Annotated in this window: 14 protein-coding genes and 4 pseudogenes; 7 read left to right on the forward strand and 11 right to left on the reverse strand. The window is 70.4% G+C overall.

Features of this window, described 5'->3' with window-relative positions; genetic code table 11:
- Positions 1-25 precede the first annotated feature (25 nt).
- Positions 26-538, forward strand: a complete 513-nt coding sequence (gene msrA / locus AB0D34_RS44175) for a peptide-methionine (S)-S-oxide reductase MsrA (protein WP_362673121.1) — start codon at positions 26-28, stop codon at positions 536-538.
- A 47-nt stretch (positions 539-585) separates the two neighbouring features.
- Here the strand turns inward: msrA (AB0D34_RS44175) and AB0D34_RS44180 are convergent, their stop codons facing one another.
- The 6 genes from AB0D34_RS44180 to AB0D34_RS44205 form a co-directional block, all read right to left on the reverse strand.
- Positions 586-1,584, reverse strand: a complete 999-nt coding sequence (locus AB0D34_RS44180; protein ID WP_362673124.1) for a MerR family transcriptional regulator — start codon at positions 1,582-1,584, stop codon at positions 586-588.
- 3 nt (positions 1,585-1,587) lie between these two features.
- The gene (locus AB0D34_RS44185; RefSeq protein WP_362673153.1) at positions 1,588-2,397 is read right to left on the reverse strand and encodes a HEAT repeat domain-containing protein; all 810 of its coding nucleotides are present in this window, start codon (positions 2,395-2,397) and stop codon (positions 1,588-1,590) included.
- 353 nt (positions 2,398-2,750) lie between these two features.
- Positions 2,751-3,419, reverse strand: coding sequence for a peptide-methionine (S)-S-oxide reductase MsrA (gene msrA / locus AB0D34_RS44190; protein WP_362673127.1), 669 nt, complete (start codon positions 3,417-3,419; stop codon positions 2,751-2,753).
- Between the two features lie 96 nt (positions 3,420-3,515).
- Entirely contained in the window at positions 3,516-4,652 is a 1,137-nt protein-coding gene (locus AB0D34_RS44195; RefSeq protein ID WP_362673130.1) for a hypothetical protein, read from the reverse strand.
- The gene (locus tag AB0D34_RS44200) at positions 4,649-6,274 is read right to left on the reverse strand and encodes a M48 family metallopeptidase (protein WP_362673132.1); all 1,626 of its coding nucleotides are present in this window, start codon (positions 6,272-6,274) and stop codon (positions 4,649-4,651) included. The genes AB0D34_RS44195 and AB0D34_RS44200 overlap by 4 nt, the downstream gene beginning before the upstream one ends.
- Before the next feature lie 172 nt (positions 6,275-6,446).
- Positions 6,447-7,565, reverse strand: coding sequence for a hypothetical protein (locus tag AB0D34_RS44205; protein WP_362673134.1), 1,119 nt, complete (start codon positions 7,563-7,565; stop codon positions 6,447-6,449).
- 193 nt (positions 7,566-7,758) lie between these two features.
- Between AB0D34_RS44205 and AB0D34_RS44210 the strand changes: the two genes are divergently transcribed.
- Positions 7,759-8,916: a cystathionine gamma-synthase gene (locus AB0D34_RS44210; RefSeq protein WP_362673136.1), complete on the forward strand. Its 1,158-nt coding sequence runs from the start codon at positions 7,759-7,761 to the stop codon at positions 8,914-8,916.
- Between the two features lie 11 nt (positions 8,917-8,927).
- Here the strand turns inward: AB0D34_RS44210 and AB0D34_RS44215 are convergent, their stop codons facing one another.
- The 3 genes from AB0D34_RS44215 to AB0D34_RS44225 form a co-directional block, all read right to left on the reverse strand.
- Positions 8,928-9,176, reverse strand: a complete 249-nt coding sequence (locus tag AB0D34_RS44215) for a hypothetical protein (RefSeq protein WP_362673139.1) — start codon at positions 9,174-9,176, stop codon at positions 8,928-8,930.
- A 193-nt stretch (positions 9,177-9,369) separates the two neighbouring features.
- The gene (locus tag AB0D34_RS44220; RefSeq protein WP_362673155.1) at positions 9,370-9,870 is read right to left on the reverse strand and encodes a sigma factor-like helix-turn-helix DNA-binding protein; all 501 of its coding nucleotides are present in this window, start codon (positions 9,868-9,870) and stop codon (positions 9,370-9,372) included.
- Positions 9,871-9,991: 121 nt separating this feature from the next.
- Positions 9,992-10,495 carry a MarR family transcriptional regulator gene (locus tag AB0D34_RS44225; protein WP_362673158.1) on the reverse strand — a complete coding sequence of 168 codons (504 nt, stop codon included), beginning with the start codon at positions 10,493-10,495 and terminating at the stop codon, positions 9,992-9,994.
- A gap of 163 nt (positions 10,496-10,658) precedes the next feature.
- Here AB0D34_RS44225 and ilvA point away from each other — a divergent pair, with 163 nt between their 5' ends.
- The 5 genes and pseudogenes from ilvA to AB0D34_RS44250 all read left to right on the forward strand — a co-directional run.
- A complete protein-coding gene (ilvA, locus tag AB0D34_RS44230; RefSeq protein WP_362673141.1) occupies positions 10,659-11,888 on the forward strand; it encodes a threonine ammonia-lyase in 1,230 nt (409 codons plus the stop codon).
- A 162-nt stretch (positions 11,889-12,050) separates the two neighbouring features.
- The gene (locus AB0D34_RS44235; protein ID WP_362673144.1) at positions 12,051-13,031 is read left to right on the forward strand and encodes an ATP-binding cassette domain-containing protein; all 981 of its coding nucleotides are present in this window, start codon (positions 12,051-12,053) and stop codon (positions 13,029-13,031) included.
- A pseudogene (locus tag AB0D34_RS44240) lies at positions 13,028-13,153 on the forward strand (ABC transporter permease); the annotation flags it as partial. The gene AB0D34_RS44235 and the pseudogene AB0D34_RS44240, both read left to right, overlap by 4 nt.
- Before the next feature lie 74 nt (positions 13,154-13,227).
- Positions 13,228-14,028: an ABC transporter permease gene (locus AB0D34_RS44245; protein ID WP_362673146.1), complete on the forward strand. Its 801-nt coding sequence runs from the start codon at positions 13,228-13,230 to the stop codon at positions 14,026-14,028.
- 437 nt (positions 14,029-14,465) lie between these two features.
- A pseudogene (locus tag AB0D34_RS44250) lies at positions 14,466-14,870 on the forward strand (helix-turn-helix domain-containing protein); the annotation flags it as partial.
- A gap of 14 nt (positions 14,871-14,884) precedes the next feature.
- Here AB0D34_RS44250 and AB0D34_RS44255 read toward each other — a convergent pair.
- A pseudogene (locus AB0D34_RS44255) lies at positions 14,885-15,040 on the reverse strand (transposase); the annotation flags it as partial.
- 59 nt (positions 15,041-15,099) lie between these two features.
- A pseudogene (locus AB0D34_RS44260) lies at positions 15,100-15,206 on the reverse strand (transposase); the annotation flags it as partial.

Genomic DNA, 15,206 nt, shown 5'->3' on the forward strand with positions numbered 1-15,206 from the left:
GAGCCGACAGACAGGGAGGGCCGCAATGGCCGCGCAGACACAGAGGGCCGTGTTGGCGGGCGGATGCTTCTGGGGCATGGAGGAGCTGATCCGCCGGCTTCCGGGCGTCACGGCGACCCGGGTGGGATACACCGGGGGAGACGTGCCGAACGCGACGTACCGTAACCACGGCACGCACGCGGAGGCCATCGAGATCCTCTACGACCCCGAGCAGACCGACTTCCGTACGCTCCTGGAGTTCTTCTTCCAGATCCACGACCCGAGCACCAAGAACCGCCAGGGCAACGACATCGGCCTCAGCTACCGCTCGGCGATCTACTACGTCGACGACGAGCAGAAGCGGATCGCCGAGGACACCATCGCGGACGTGGACGCCTCCGGTCTGTGGCCGGGCAAGGTCGTCACCGAGGTGGAGCCGGTGGGCCCCTTCTGGGAGGCCGAGCCCGAGCACCAGGACTACCTCCAGCGCTACCCGGACGGTTACACCTGCCACTTCCCGCGCCCGGGATGGCGGCTGCCCGCCCGCGCCGAGGGCTGACCGGCACAGGCTCCGTAGCCCAACAGTTCGACAGATCGACAGGTCCGTTACCGCGCATCGCGCAGCTGGAGAAGGTACGCCGCGGTCAGCGCGACGGCGCGGTCCGGGTCGTACGACAGCTCCACCAGGGCACATGAGGCCGTCCGCCCCGGAATGTCGGCCAGTGCCTGGGTCAGCCGGGCGCGGGCGGACGCCTCGGTGTCGTCGTGGGCGAGGCGCTCGACGAGCCCGGCGGCGATCCGGTCCGCCGTCGAGGTGTCGCTCGCCAGCATGCCCAGTGCGTCGGCCGCGTCGGTGTCGTTCCGCCCCGCCACGATCATGTCGATGAGCGCCGGAACGGCATCGGCGACTCCACGCGTCCCGAGCGCCAGCGCGGCATGTCCGCGGACCACGGCATCGGGGTCCGCGAGGGCGTCACGCAGCCGGGCGGTGACCTCGTCATCGGGCAACTCGGCGAGGGACCGAACGGCACGTTCCCGCACCGCGGCCGACGGTGAGCCCAGGCCCTCCGCCAGGAGTGCCGCGCTGCCGTCGCCCGATCGTGCCAGCGCCCATCGAAGTGCCCCGGCCACGTTCGGATCCGACTCCCTGAGGACCGCCTCGACCAGGGCCTCCACCGGCACCTCGTCGACCGCGGACAGCGCGACTCGCTGACGCGCGGCGGCGCTCTTCGACCCCAACGCCTGGAGCACCGCCACGTCCTGGAGGACGTCCTCCCAGTCGGCGGGTTCCGCGGCATCGATACGGCGAAGCCGCGCGAGCAGCTCGGTCTCGGCCGCGATCCGTGCGCGCGTCTGACGGATGAGGTCGTCGACGAGCGCGGAGGGAGTGAAGCCGGGGTCGTCCAGCGCGCGCCCGATCTCCCGCAACGACAGTCCCAGCGACCTCAGGCTCTCGATGTGGAAGATCCGCCGGACGTCGTCACCGGAGTACTCCCGATAGCCGGAGCCCGTACGTCCCGAAGGGCGCAGCAGGCCGAGCGACTCGTAGTGCCTGAGCATGCGGGCGCTGACCCCGGACCGTCGCGCCACCTCACCGATCAACACGCCCTATCGTCCCGCCCGCCCGGCCTCGCCGAGGGCCACCACGCGCTTCGCCTCCTCGATCGCGAACCCGAACCCCTCGTCGGGGTCGCGCAACATCCGTTCCGTGGCGAGCGCGTGCGCCCGCACCCGCGGGTCGGGGGCCGAGGCCGCGGCGAGGAGAACGGGCAGTACGACCGCTTCCTGCGCGTTCTCACCCGGCGAGGCGGGAGAGGCTAGAGAGGCGAGAGAGGTCAGCGGGGCCGAAGATGCTGAAGACATCGGAGACACCAGGGCGTTCGGAGAGTCCAGCAAGTCCAGATCAGCCGGAGAGGCCAGCGCGACCAGCGCCCGGCTGAGGCTCAGCTGGGTCTCCCGCTCACCGCGCCCGAACTGCGTCGCCAGGACGGCGGCCAACCCCGGCTCCTCGCCGTCCGGCACCAGCAAGACCGCCGCCCGCCAGGCGGTGCGCGCCACCTCGTCGTCGGCGTCGGTGAGGAGTGCCCGTGTGATCGCCGGCCAGGCCCGCCGGTCCCCGATCTTGGACAGCGTGTGCAGCGCCTGGCTCCGCGCCTGCGCACGCTCCGAGCGGACCTCACGGAGCAGCGCGGGGAACGTCACGGACGAGGGGTGGCGGGTGAGGGCCCAGGTGAGCATGTCACGGACGAAGAACTCGGGCTCCACCGCGCACCGCTCGACCAGCGGACCGACGAACCGCGCCTCCGGCGCCGTACCGACCATCAGGGCCGCCCGCAACCGCACGGACGCACGGCCGTCCTCCAATTCCCGAAGCATCCGCATCGCATCCGGGCCCTGCCCCTGCCCCTGCCCCGCCATGGTCACCGAGACCACCTCCTCGGCAAACAGTGAAGGCCTTGCCACGGTGTCAAGGTCAAGGGGCTGCGCCGCAGCAGAGATCATGACTCATCGCTCGATGAACCGGGGATCGGGCCAGGCGGCATGACACCGGCCCAGTGCGGCTCGGTGTACCCGGCGTCGATCGCCGGATTCTCACGGGACGGTGCCGGAGCCACCGCCGTACGGTCCACGTCCAGATCGACCGTCACGCAACCGCAGCCGCATCGGCCCACCACTCGCGTGTGGGGCACCTGGGCCAGCAGCGCACCGCTGACCGGATCCGAAACCGGCCAACAGCACCCGCAGGGTCGCCCTGACATCCGGACAGCGGCTCAGCCATCCGCCCCCGCCACACCGACCGGACAGGACACGCCCGTCCCCCCGATCCCGCAGTACCCCGCCGGGTTCTTGTCGAGGTACTGCTGGTGATACCCCTCCGCCGGATAGAAGACCCGGCCCTGCGCCGGCAGGATCTCCGTCGTGATCGTGCCCCTGTGGCCCGAGGCCGTGAGGGCCCGCTGGTAGGCGGTGCGGGAGGTCTCGGCCGCCGTGGCCTGGGCGGGGGTGTGGGTGTAGATCGCCGAGCGGTACTGGGTGCCCACGTCGTTGCCCTGGCGGAAGCCCTGCGTGGGGTCGTGGGACTCCCAGAAGGTCTTCAGGAGACGCTCGTACGAGATGAGGGCGGGGTCGTACACCACGCGGACCACCTCGTTGTGACCCGTGAGGCCCGAGCAGACCTCCTCGTACATGGGGTTCTCGGTGTGTCCGCCCTGGTAGCCGACCAGGGTCGTCCAGACCCCCACGGGGAGCCGCCAGAACTTGCGTTCGGCGCCCCAGAAGCAGCCCAGGCCGAAGTCGGCGGTCCCGTAGCCCTTGGGGTAGGGGCCGAGCAGTGGGGTGCCGAGGACGGTGTGACGGTCGGGGACCGTGTACGCCGGCGCGGAGCGGCCCGTCAGCGCCTGCTCGGGGGTGGGCAGGACGGGCGTACGGCCGAACAGCATGACGTGGGCTCCTTCGCTCGTGCGTCCCGGGGTGGGGACGCGGGGCGGCACGCTCTGCAACTTGCCCGTGCCGCCCCGCATTCCGGCCCAGCCGCGTCAGTCCTGGGACTCCGTGCCGCCGCCCGTGTTCGCCAGGCTCAGATCCCGCATCCGGCAGTACTCGCCCGCCGGGTCGCCCCGGTAACGCCACGGCAGCGCGTCCACATACCCGTCGACCAGCCGGAACTGCTCCATCGCCGTCTCGTCCCGGTCCTGCAGACACAGGTAGTACGCCAGCAGGTGCCGGACCTCGGGCAGCCGCGGGTGCGCCGGATCGGCCGCCGCCGCGTCCGCGAGCGCCGCGTCCACCAGGGCGCGCATCTCGGGCGTACGGTCGGCGTCCGTCGAATCCGACTCGTCGTGCTCGAAGTGCGCGATCAGCGGGAACGCCGTCATCAGGCTGCCCAGCGGTGCCTTCGCCGCCGCCTCCGACGCGAAGTCCCGGGCCAGCTTCTCCGAGCCCCGCCACTTGGCGCACCAGTACTGCAGCGCCATGTAGTGGGCCTCGTAGTGGTACGGGTCGCGGTCGGTTATCTCCTTCCAGATGCGTTCCACCTCGATGTGCGGATCACCGAGACCCAGCGCCGTCGAGATCCGTCCGATGTACGGCACCGGGTCGCCCTCGACGCCGAGCGCGGCCGCCCGTTCGTGGTGCGCGCGGGACTCCTCCATGAGCCGGTGGAAGCCCTGGAACTGCTCGGAGGTGGTGTGCTTCGCCCGCTTCGCGCCACGGACCTTCCCTGCCAGTGCCACCGTGCTGCGCGCCCGCACCAGAGCCGCGCCCGGGTCGTCGGGGCGGGCGGACTCCCAGGCCAGCAGCCAGGTGTCGTCCTCGGCGGCGGCATCCGCGAGAGACCAGCTGTGGAAGGACCGGTGCTCCCAGTCCCGTTCGGCGGCCGTCGCGGCCAGCAGATCCGCGGCGGCCCGCCAGTCCCCGGCCTTCGCCGCGTCGAGCGCCGCCGTGAGTACGGCCGGGACCGGCGCCGCGGAGTCCCGGTTCTGCTGCTCGGGCGGCAGCAGCCCGAGGGCGGCGGCCGCCGCGGGCAGCTCGTACGGCTTGTCGGCGTCGTCGTCGGACTCGTCCGCTCCGCGCCAGCCCTCGACGGCGCCCTGGACGATGGCCTTGGCGAAGTACAGGCCCAGCGCGAGCAGGGGCAGTCCGATGACGGCCAGAACGACCCAGAGGATGATCACAGCGCACCTCGCTGAGGGGATTCGTGGGCGAGCAGTGCCCGCAGCGGGGCGGTGTCGGGGGTGTCGGCGACCGCCGGGGCGACCACCTCGTCGAGATCGGGTTCGGTGCCGTCGGCGGCGGGCGGGAGATGCGGTATCGCCGACCGCTCCCAGGAGAACTCCCAGCGCAGCAGCGCCCGGGCGTTCAGCTCGGCCAGCGCCGTGCTCGCCAGCGACCTGCGCAGGGTCGGCCGTACGAACTCACGGAACACCCGCCCCTGAGCGGCGGCCGCCTCGTCGGACAACGGCAGCCGCTTCGCCAGCTCCCACAGCCGCCCGTCCTCGATCAGGTCGAGCAGCGCGGACAGGGTCGGCTGCTCGTTCGTGTAGGCGACGTACGCCCGGTCCAGCGGCGTGGTGCCGGCACGGAACGACTCCGCCATCACCAGATCGAGCAGCTCCTGCCAGTCCGCGGTACGGCGGAACCCTCGCACCTCCTCGGACAGGACCGCGTCCTCCAGCTCCGTCAGCGTCCGCCGCGGGTCGGCGAGGAGATCGAGGGCGGCGCCGCGGGCCTCGTCCGCGCGTCCGTCGTCGGGCAGTTCCTCGATCCGGCGCACCCGGTCGGCGATCGGCGGATGCGAGTCGTACGGCGACGAGGGCCCCGTCGGCAGACTGTCGCGCCGGTCGACCAGCTCGAGCTGCCGGGCGCTCAGCATCCGGCCGAAGCCGCCGAACATCTCACCGCGCGGCGGCAGCAGCTCCTGGCCGGTGCCGAGGGTGGCGTAGCAGTTCATGTAGAAGTCGAACGCCCCGTCCAGCGCAGGGAGCTCGCGCAGCGCCGACGCGGTCGCGTCCCGTCCGGTGATGCGGGCGGCCGCGGCGTCGGCGGCGTACTCCTGGCGGCGGGAAACGGAGAGCGTGGCGCGGAAGTACAGCTTGGCGTAGCCGATGTAGAGCTGCGCCATCGCGCGGTACGTGATGCCCGCGCCGTCGGTGTCGATCTCCTTGGTCCGCTTGCCCTTCGCCTCGGCCTTGGTGTTCTTCTTCTCCTGCCTGGCCTTCTCGCGCGCCGCGGTCTTGTCGGCGCGCTGCTCGAAGTGCTCGATGGTGCGCAGCACTTGGGCACGGCCGCGCACGGTGAGGGCGGAGAGCCGGGTGTCGGAGTTCGAGTAGTGGCCCAGCTCGTGCGCGAGGACCGCCCGCAACTGGGCCTGCGACAGCCCCTGCATGAGCGGTACGCCCAGATAGAGGCGGCGCGGTCCGGGCAGCAGGCCGAGCAGCCGGGCGTCCTCGGCGACGGCGGCGTTGACGTCGGCCGTCAAGACGATCCGGGACGGCGCGGCGGTGCCGACCTGGTCGGCCAACTCCCTTACCGTCCGCCAGAGTTCGGGTTCCTCGGCCTCGGTGACGGGCAGGCCCGCCATGTCCTCCTCCTGCGGGGTGCGCAGCATGAACAGGCCGCGCACCAGCGGGATCGCCAGCAGTACGGAGACAATGATCAACTTGCCCGCGAGGCTGGTCGGGGCATGCCGGAACAGTAGGTAGTCGGCACCGGCCAGCGCGGCCAGCAACAGGACGCCGAGCAGATAGAAGCCGGCGAGCAGCAGAAGAGCGCGCAGCGCACGCAGAGTCGTGCCCATTGGGCAGAGGTCCCCCCACAGGACGGATCAAAAGATCAATGATCAAGGAACGGCGGCCCGGCCGGTCGAATGAGCGCAGTAGGTCGTGCTCATGACTAAACACGGGTGAGCGCGGAGTATGACCGAACGGTCCGCCATGAGGCAAGATCGCGCCCGGGGAGGGGCTGGGACGTCACTGCGTGAGCGTCGCCGGGCTCCCACCGTTCGCCTCGTACCCCGCCACCGCGAGCGCCCGGTATATCGCGAACTCCGCGGCCGGATCGGCGGACAACGTCCACGGCAGGGCGCCGACATGGCCGTCGATGTGCACCAGTTGGCTCATCGCCTCCGCCCAGCGCTCACCGCGGACCAGGAAGAACACCAGCAGGTGCCGCACATGGGCCAGCATCGGGTCGTCGGCGCGGGCCGAGTGGACCGCGTGCAGAGCGCCGTGGATCGCCTTCGTCACGACCTCGCTCTGGTAGAACCCGCTGACCAGGTTCACCTCCGGCAGGTGCTCGAAGACCGCGAACAGCGGCATCGCTGCCAGCAGCGAGCCGTGCGGCGCCCGGGCGGCCGCCGCCTCCGCGAAGCTGTACGCCAGCTCCCGCGAGCCGTGCCACTTCTCGCACCAGTAGTGCAGCGCGGCCAGGTGCGCCCCCATGTGGTTCGGGGCGCGGTCCAGGATCTTCAGCCACAGCTGCTCGAACTCGGCCTGGGAATAGCCCAGTCCGCGCGCCACCGAAAGCTCGACGATGTACGGGATCGGATCGCCGGGCGCCAGCAGCGCCGCCTCGCCGCAGGCCGCCTTCGCCTCCTCCATGATGATCCGGAACTCGTCCGTGCCCGGCGTCGACGTCCGCCACGCCTGCTGGACCAGGAACTCCGCGTGCACGGCCGCGCCGCCCGCGTCCTTGGGATGCTCGGCCCGCCACACCCGCAACCACTGCCCGCCCGGCGCCTCGCTCACCCCGCCAGGGCGCTGCTGCAGCTCCAGCGACGCGGCCCCGGCGAAGGCCTGCACCCGCTGCCAGCGCGGCTCGCCCTCCCGCTCGGTGCCGGCCAGGAGCTGGGAGGCCGCCTTGTAGTCCTGTGTGCGCTGCACCAGGTCCAGTACGTCCAGCAGATCCTGGTCGGGGCCGGGCATGCGGATGTCCAGCTCCTCCTGCCGTACGAAGCCGTAGTCCGCCGGGTCTGCGGCGTCCGGGTGGCCCGCCGGGACCAGCTCTATCCCGCCCCGCCTGCGCCGCAGGAACGGGAGCAGCACGAAGGCCAGCAGGGCAGCCGCCATCAGGACCCAGAGAATTTCCATGCCTCAAGGGTTCCAGACGCCACCGACAATTGCCCAACCCCGTCAGCGGCCTGTGGAAAACCTGCCCGGGACCGGTCCGCCCCTGTGGAAAACACGTCGGGCCGGCTTCCGTACCTGGGGAAAACCCTGCCGTCCGGCCGTGGGGAGCCCGGCGTCCGTCATCGGCCTCCCGAGCGGACTACCCTCGGAGCCCATGAGCGACAGGCACATCAGTCAGCACTTCGAGACCCTCGCCATCCACGCGGGCAACACCGCGGACCCCCTCACCGGTGCGGTGGTCCCGCCGATCTACCAGGTCTCGACCTACAAGCAGGACGGCGTCGGCGGTCTGCGCGGCGGCTACGAGTACAGCCGTAGCGCCAACCCGACCCGCACCGCCCTGGAGGAGAACCTCGCCGCCCTCGAAGGCGGCCGCCGGGGCCTCGCGTTCGCGTCCGGACTGGCGGCCGAGGACTGCCTGTTGCGTACGCTGCTCAGCCCCGGCGACCACGTGGTCATCCCCAACGACGCGTACGGCGGTACGTTCCGCCTCTTCGCGAAGGTCGTCGCCCGGTGGGGTGTGGAATGGTCGGTGGCCGACACCAGCGACCCGGCCGCCGTACGGGCCGCGATCACCCCGAAGACCAAGGCCGTGTGGGTGGAGACCCCCTCCAACCCGTTGCTCGGCATCACCGACATCGCCGCCGTGGCCCAGGTCTCGCGGGACGCGGGGGCGAAGCTCGTCGTCGACAACACCTTCGCCACGCCGTACCTCCAGCAGCCGCTGTCGCTCGGCGCCGACGTCGTCGTCCACTCCCTGACCAAGTACATGGGCGGCCACTCCGACGTCGTGGGCGGCGCACTGGTCACCGCCGACGAGGCGCTCGGCGAGGAACTGGCGTACCACCAGAACGCGATGGGCGCGGTCGCCGGGCCCTTCGACTCCTGGCTGGTGCTGCGCGGCGCCAAGACGCTGTCGGTGCGCATGGACCGGCACAGCGAGAACGCCACGAAGATCGCCGACATGCTGACCCGGCACGCGCGCGTGACGCATGTCCTCTATCCGGGCCTGGAGGACCACCCCGGCCACGAGGTCGCGGCCAAGCAGATGCGGTCCTTCGGCGGCATGGTCTCCTTCCGGGTGGCGGGCGGCGAGGAGGCGGCCGTCGAGGTCTGCAACCGCGCCAAGGTCTTCACGCTCGGAGAGTCCCTGGGCGGCGTCGAGTCGCTGATCGAGCACCCCGGCCGGATGACGCACGCGTCCGTGGCGGGCTCGGCGCTCGAGGTCCCCGCCGACCTGGTGCGACTGTCCGTGGGCATCGAGAACGTCGACGACCTGCTGCAGGACCTGCAGCAGGCACTGGCCGAGTAGGAAAGCCGGACTCACCAGTCCGTCATCGGTGGAGTCGTCGTGGACGGCGGCTCCACCCACGGGCGAGCGGTCAGCGCCCACACCACGAACGCCACACTCGCGGCGAACAGCAGCAGCCACAACATCCGGCGCGCCACGATCCTGCGCCGCAGCATGCGCGACCCGCGCCGCACGACCTCCCCGTACAGATCCGCCGGCACCTGCGGCGACACCCGCTCCATGAGCTGACGTACGGCGGACTCCCGTTGGCCCCGGTTCACCAGCACCTCCCGTCACCCGGCTGTCGCGTGCGGGCGCGGCGCTTCCCGTCGGCCCCCGCGGTGACACGGCCGTCGCTCCGGTCCCGGCGGTCCATGCCGCCTCCGGGACTCCTGTCGTGCCGGCCCAGGGCCTGGCCGCCGTCACGGCCACCGTGCCCTCCGTGCCGCTCCCCGGTACGGCCGCCCCGCCCTTTCACGACGCCGCCGCCTTCGCCACCACCGCCGGTGCGGGCCCGCGCGGCGGGTCCAGGAGGGCGGCCGTCGCGCGGTCGCAGATCGTGCGGACACGCTCGGTGGGGAGGCCGAGCAGAGCCGCGGCCTGTTCCTCGGCGACACCCTCGTAGAGGCGCAGGACCACGATCAGACGTTCCTGAGGGGCGAGCCGGGCCAGCGGGCCGACGGGGTGGCGGCGGCCGAGGAACAGGATGCCGTGGCGGCGCCACGTTCCGTGGGCGAAGCGCAGGGCGAGGTACTGGCGGGCGCGGTCATAGGGGTCCTCGCCGCGCAGCCGGTCCCAGCACGCGTACGTGTGGGCGAGCGCCAGCGTCAGCAGGCGCCGCGCCCGCGGGTTGTCGTCCGGTGCCTCCGCCGTCAGAAGCGTCGCGGCGTGCAGCAGCCGCCCGGCCGCGCCCGCGACGAACGCCTCGAACTCGCGGGTTCGACGCACGCCCTGGGACACCTGCCGTTGCCGCACCGCACCTCCCGCCTGCGGATGGGCCGTACGACGGCCTCGTACGGCCACGAGGACCCAGTCTCATCTGAGGCCCGGCATGGCCGTCCGGTCAAGAGGCGGGGCGGTACACGCGCGCGTGTCCCTACGAGGACTGCGCCTCAGGACCCGGCACGCCCTGGGCGGCCATCCGGGAGGAGAGGGCGGTGTTGAAGCGGGTGAGGAGCGTGCAGAAGGCCTCGCGCTCTTCCGGCTCCCAGTCGCCGGTCAACTCGGCCATCAACTGACGCCTGGAGGAACGCACTTCCTCCAGCCGGGACTGACCGCGCGGGGACAGCTGGAGCACCACCGCGCGACCGTCCTCCGGGTGCGAGGTGCGCTTGACCAGCCCGGTGTCGACGAGCGGCGCCACCTGCCGGGTGACCGTCGACGAGTCGATCCCCATGCTCGCCGCGAGCGCCTTGACGCCCATCGGACCTTCCTTGTCGAGCCGGTTGAGCAGCAGGTACGCGGCGCGGTCCATGGAGTTGCGCACCTGCCCCACCCCACCGAGCCGGGTCTGTTCGGCACGACGGGCGAAGACCGCCACCTCGTGCTGCAGGGTGTCGAGAAGACCGGTGTCACCGACGGTCGTCATGTCCATCGACATTCCAGGTGTTGTGGGCATGGCCGGAGGCTCACTTCATGAAGGGGGAGCTGGATTGGGGGACAGAGTACGCGGCCGGGAGGCAGGCCGTACCAGCGCTGCGCAAACCCGTCTCGGACGTTGGTCACAGCGCGGGCCTGCACGTGTGAACTGCGAGACTTGAGTCATGAACTACCGCAAGGCCCACCCCGTGCCGCCGGTGACGCTCGACGACGTGCGCGGCGCGCAGAAGATGCTGACGGGCGTGGCGCGGACGACCGCCATGGAGGGCAGCCGCCACCTGACCCAGCTGGTGGGCTCACCGGTGCACTTCAAGTGCGAGAACCTCCAGCGGACGGGGTCGTTCAAGCTCCGTGGCGCCTACGTCCGGATCGCCGGGCTGCTGCCCGAGGAGCGGGCCGCGGGCGTCGTGGCCGCGAGCGCCGGCAACCACGCGCAGGGCGTCGCGCTGGCGTCCACACTCCTCGGCGTGCGCTCCACGGTGTTCATGCCGAAGGGCGCCCCCCTGCCGAAGATCAGCGCCACGAGGGACTACGGAGCCGAGGTGCGCCTGCACGGCCAGGTGGTCGACGAGACGCTGGCCGCCGCACAGGAGTACGCGGCCGAGACGGGCGCGGTGTTCATCCACCCCTTCGACCACCCCGACGTCATCGCAGGCCAGGGCACGGTCGGCCTGGAGATCCTGGAACAGTGCCCGGAGGTGCGCACCGTCGTCCTCGGCATCGGCGGCGGCGGTCTCGCGGCCGGTGTCGCGATCGCCGTGAAGGCGCTGCGGCCCGACGTGCGGATCGTGGGCGTGCAGGCGGCGGGCGCGGCCGCGTATCCGCCCTCGCTGGCCGCCGGACGCCCGGTGTCGATCGAGAACCCGGCGACGATGGCCGACGGCATGAAGGTCGGCCGGCCCGGCGATGTGCCGTTCGGGATCGTGGACGAGCTCGTGGACGAGGTCCGCACGGTGACGGAGGACGAGCTGTCCGCCGCGCTGCTGCTGTGCCTGGAGCGGGCCAAGCTGGTCGTCGAACCGGCCGGGGCGAGCCCCGTCGCGGCCCTGCTCAGCAACCCGGGCGCCTTCGAGGGGCCGGTCGTCGCCGTGCTGTCCGGCGGCAACGTCGACCCGGTGCTGCTCCAGCGCGTCCTGCGCCACGGCATGTCCGCGCAGGGCCGCTACCTGGCCGTCCGGCTCCGGCTCACGGACCGGCCGGGTGCCCTCGCGACGCTTCTCGGGGTGTTGTCAGTGGTCGACGCTAATGTCCTCGACGTGAGCCACGTCCGGACCGACCCACGGCTCGGGCTCGCGGAGGCGGAGGTCGAGCTGCACCTGGAGACGAAGGGACCGGAGCACTGCGCCGAGGTCGGCCGAGCCCTGCGCGAGGCGGGCTACACGGTCATCGACTGAGGTCACCAGGCTCGGGTTCACTCGTTCGGGTAAGTCCATTGAGAGACGCGATACATCGCGTTATGGTGTGTCCGTGCCGCTCATCGCACCGCCGTCCGTCAGGCGGAAGAAAACGTACCAACCCAGGCTTTCTCACGAATCCCCGACGACGTGGAGACTCATATGCCAGGCGCCATCTATGCCGAAGGTCTGGTCAAGACCTTCGGCGACGTAAAGGCTCTGGACGGCGTCGACCTCGATGTCCCGGAGGGCACCGTCCTAGGCCTCCTCGGACCGAACGGCGCGGGCAAGACGACCACCGTCCGCTGCCTCACGACCCTGCTCAAGCCGGACAGCGGCTCGGCCGTCGTCGCCGGCATCGACGTCCTCAAGCACCCCGACGCCGTGCGCCGCTCCATCGGCCTCTCCGGCCAGTTCGCGGCGGTCGACGAATACCTCACCGGCCGCGAGAACCTCCAGATGGTCGGCCGGCTCTACCAGATGAAGGCCAAGCCGGCGAAGGCCCGCGCCGCCGAACTGCTGGAGCAGTTCGACCTCGCCGACGCCGCCGACCGCCCCACCAAGACCTACTCCGGCGGCATGCGCCGCCGACTCGACCTCGCGGCCGCCCTGGTGGTCTCACCACCCGTGATGTTCATGGACGAGCCCACGACCGGCCTCGACCCGCGCAACCGGCAACTGCTGTGGGAGGTCATCAAACAGCTGGTATCCGGCGGTACGACCCTCCTGCTGACCACCCAGTACCTCGAAGAGGCCGACCACCTCGCCCACGACATCGCCGTCGTCGACCACGGCCACGTCATCGCCAAGGGCACCTCCGACCAGCTCAAGGCCCGCACCGGCGGCGAGCGCGTCGAGGTCGTCGTGCACGAGCGCGAGCACATCCAGACCGCTTCGGAGGTGCTGCGCGGCTTCGGCAAGGGTGAGACCACGGTCGAGGACCACATGCGCAAACTGACCGTGCCCGTCACCGGCGGCGCCAAGCTGCTCGCCGAGGTCATCCGCGAACTCGACACCCGCGGCATCGAGATCGACGACATCGGACTGCGCCGCCCGACCCTCGACGACGTCTTCCTGTCCCTGACGGGACACGTGGCCGAGGAGAAGAACGAGGAGAACGACAAGAAGGAGACCGCAAAGTGAGCGCCGTCACCGACACCGCGCGGGTCGCGGCTCCCGGCAACCCCCTCAGCCAGTCCGTCCGGGACTCGCTGGTCGTCGCCCAGCGCAATCTGATCCGGATGTCCCGGATCCCGGATCCTGTTCGCTCATGTCGGTCAGGATTCATCTCGCTGCGCATCCGAGACCTGCACGTGAGCGCCCGGAAGGAGCAGGCGAAGTGAGTGCTGTGAGCGATTCCCTGGTCATCACCCGCAGGAATCTGATCCGCATGAGCCGGATTCCCGAGATGATCATTTTCGGGCTGGTCCAGCCCATCATGTTCGTGGTGCTGTTCACCTACGTCTTCGGCGGCTCGATCCAGGTTGGCTCCTCCACCTCGACCCAGGCCTACCGAGAGTTCCTGATGGCGGGCATCTTCGCTCAGACCGTCACGTTCGCCACCGCGGGCGCCGGCGCGGGCATCGCCGACGACATGCACAAGGGACTTATCGACCGCTTCCGCTCGCTGCCCATGACCCGGGGCGCGGTGCTGACCGGTCGAACAATCGCCGATCTGGCACAGACAGCGCTCACTCTCGTCGTCCTGGCGATCGTCGCCGTGATCGTCGGCTGGCGCACGCATGAGAACTTTGGCAAGGTGCTCGCCGGGTTTGCCCTGCTTCTGCTCCTCGGCTACGCGTTCTCGTGGATCGGCGCTCTCATCGGCCTGTCCGTCCGTACTCCTGAAGCGGCCACCTCGGGCGGTCTGATCTGGCTATTCCCGCTGACGTTCATCTCGAACGCATTCGTGGACGCGAACCAGATGCCAACCTTCCTGCGCCACATCGCGGAGTGGAACCCATTCAGTGCCACAGTGCAGGCTTGCCGCGAACTGTTCGGCAACCTTCCACCAGGGTTCCAGACGTCCGACGCCTGGCCCATGCAGCACCCGGTCTGGGCCTCGCTGATTTGGTCGGTTGTGATCGTCCTGATCTTCCGCACGCTGGCGGTCCGCAAGTACCGCCGGGCGCATGGCTGATGGTTGTTTCTTCCTCGCACCGGAGAGTCTAGAAAGTGGTTCTGAGGACGCCCGTTTCGGCGGGCGTCCTCAGAAGGTCGTGGCGAGGTGAAGTTGGAGTAATCTCTGATCTGCTCAAAGCGGTGGAGGCGCTGCCTTTCCGGCGCTCTACGATCTGAAATAAAGAAAACGAATGTATCGCCGGTACGAAACCCTTCGCATGCTCATCAGCAACAAGCTTCTTGACTGGTTCAGATGGTGCACATCTGACGCACTGGCACGGACATCGGAAATCTGGCATTCCAGCCCTATCTTCTGCTCCCGGAGGGCCTCCATTTCTTCTTGATGCACATCTGCAAGGCGAGCACGGGTGACTGCTAGTGCTGTGACTGGGAAGGTTCGCCGGGTTGCTCGTGTGCTGGTTGGTAATGCTTTCCCGGGGCAGTGGGGGAGGCGGGATGGCGCAACCGGTCCGGGTTCGCGGGTTGACCGAGCAGGAGGGGCAGAAACTCCGACACATCGTCCGGCGAGGCAGTACCAGCTCGGTGCGGTTCCGGCGGGCGATGATGCTGCTGGCCTCCGCCGGCGGCAGCACGGTCCCGGTCATAGCACGTCTGGTCCAGGCGGACGAGGACACCGTCCGCGACGTGATTCACAAGTTCAACGAGATCGGGCTCGCATGCCTGGACCCTCGTTGGGCGGGAGGTCGTCCCCGCCTTCTCGATCGTGACGACGAGGACTTCGTCGTCCAGACGGCCACCACCCGCCCGACCGTGCTGGGCAAGCCCTTCTCTCGCTGGTCCATCCGCAAGCTCGCCGATCACCTGCGCAGGAACATCGCCCGGCCCGTCCGGATCGGCCGGGGGGACCTGCCCCCGCCGTGGCGGGCCCGCTCGGCCCGGACCCAGTTACGCAGCGTCTCCCGGCTGATCCCCAGGTCCTTGCCGATGCCCTCGAAGGTGTGGCTCGGGTCCGACAGGTACAGCGCGACAGCGTCCGCCTTGAACTCGGGCGAGTAGACCTTCATCACCATAAGAGATTCCTCCTACCCAGCCCCCTGCCGGGGCCGGGCTCAGAGGTGTCCACCACTCGGGGACAGGTCCCATCGGTCGCGGCGTGGACGCTGACCGCGACCTGGCAGTTGGCCCGTTTTCCCAAGGCCCCGCAGTACTGCGGAGCCACCCCGGCCGACATCCGGC

The organism is Streptomyces sp. NPDC048420 (assembly GCF_040651535.1).
Classification (GTDB): Bacteria; Actinomycetota; Actinomycetes; order Streptomycetales; family Streptomycetaceae; genus Streptomyces.

Excerpts from the sequence above, each read along its gene's own strand:
- msrA (WP_362673121.1), top strand. The coding sequence starts at position 26 with ATGGCCGCGCAGACACAGAGGGCCGTGTTGGCGGGCGGATGCTTCTGG.
- AB0D34_RS44185 (WP_362673153.1), bottom strand. The coding sequence starts at position 2,397 with ATGGCGGGGCAGGGGCAGGGGCAGGGCCCGGATGCGATGCGGATGCTT.
- msrA (WP_362673127.1), bottom strand. The coding sequence starts at position 3,419 with ATGCTGTTCGGCCGTACGCCCGTCCTGCCCACCCCCGAGCAGGCGCTG.
- AB0D34_RS44200 (WP_362673132.1), bottom strand. The coding sequence starts at position 6,274 with ATGGGCACGACTCTGCGTGCGCTGCGCGCTCTTCTGCTGCTCGCCGGC.
- AB0D34_RS44205 (WP_362673134.1), bottom strand. The coding sequence starts at position 7,565 with ATGGAAATTCTCTGGGTCCTGATGGCGGCTGCCCTGCTGGCCTTCGTG.
- AB0D34_RS44210 (WP_362673136.1), top strand. The coding sequence starts at position 7,759 with ATGAGCGACAGGCACATCAGTCAGCACTTCGAGACCCTCGCCATCCAC.
- AB0D34_RS44225 (WP_362673158.1), bottom strand. The coding sequence starts at position 10,495 with ATGTCGATGGACATGACGACCGTCGGTGACACCGGTCTTCTCGACACC.
- ilvA (WP_362673141.1), top strand. The coding sequence starts at position 10,659 with ATGAACTACCGCAAGGCCCACCCCGTGCCGCCGGTGACGCTCGACGAC.
- AB0D34_RS44235 (WP_362673144.1), top strand. The coding sequence starts at position 12,051 with ATGCCAGGCGCCATCTATGCCGAAGGTCTGGTCAAGACCTTCGGCGAC.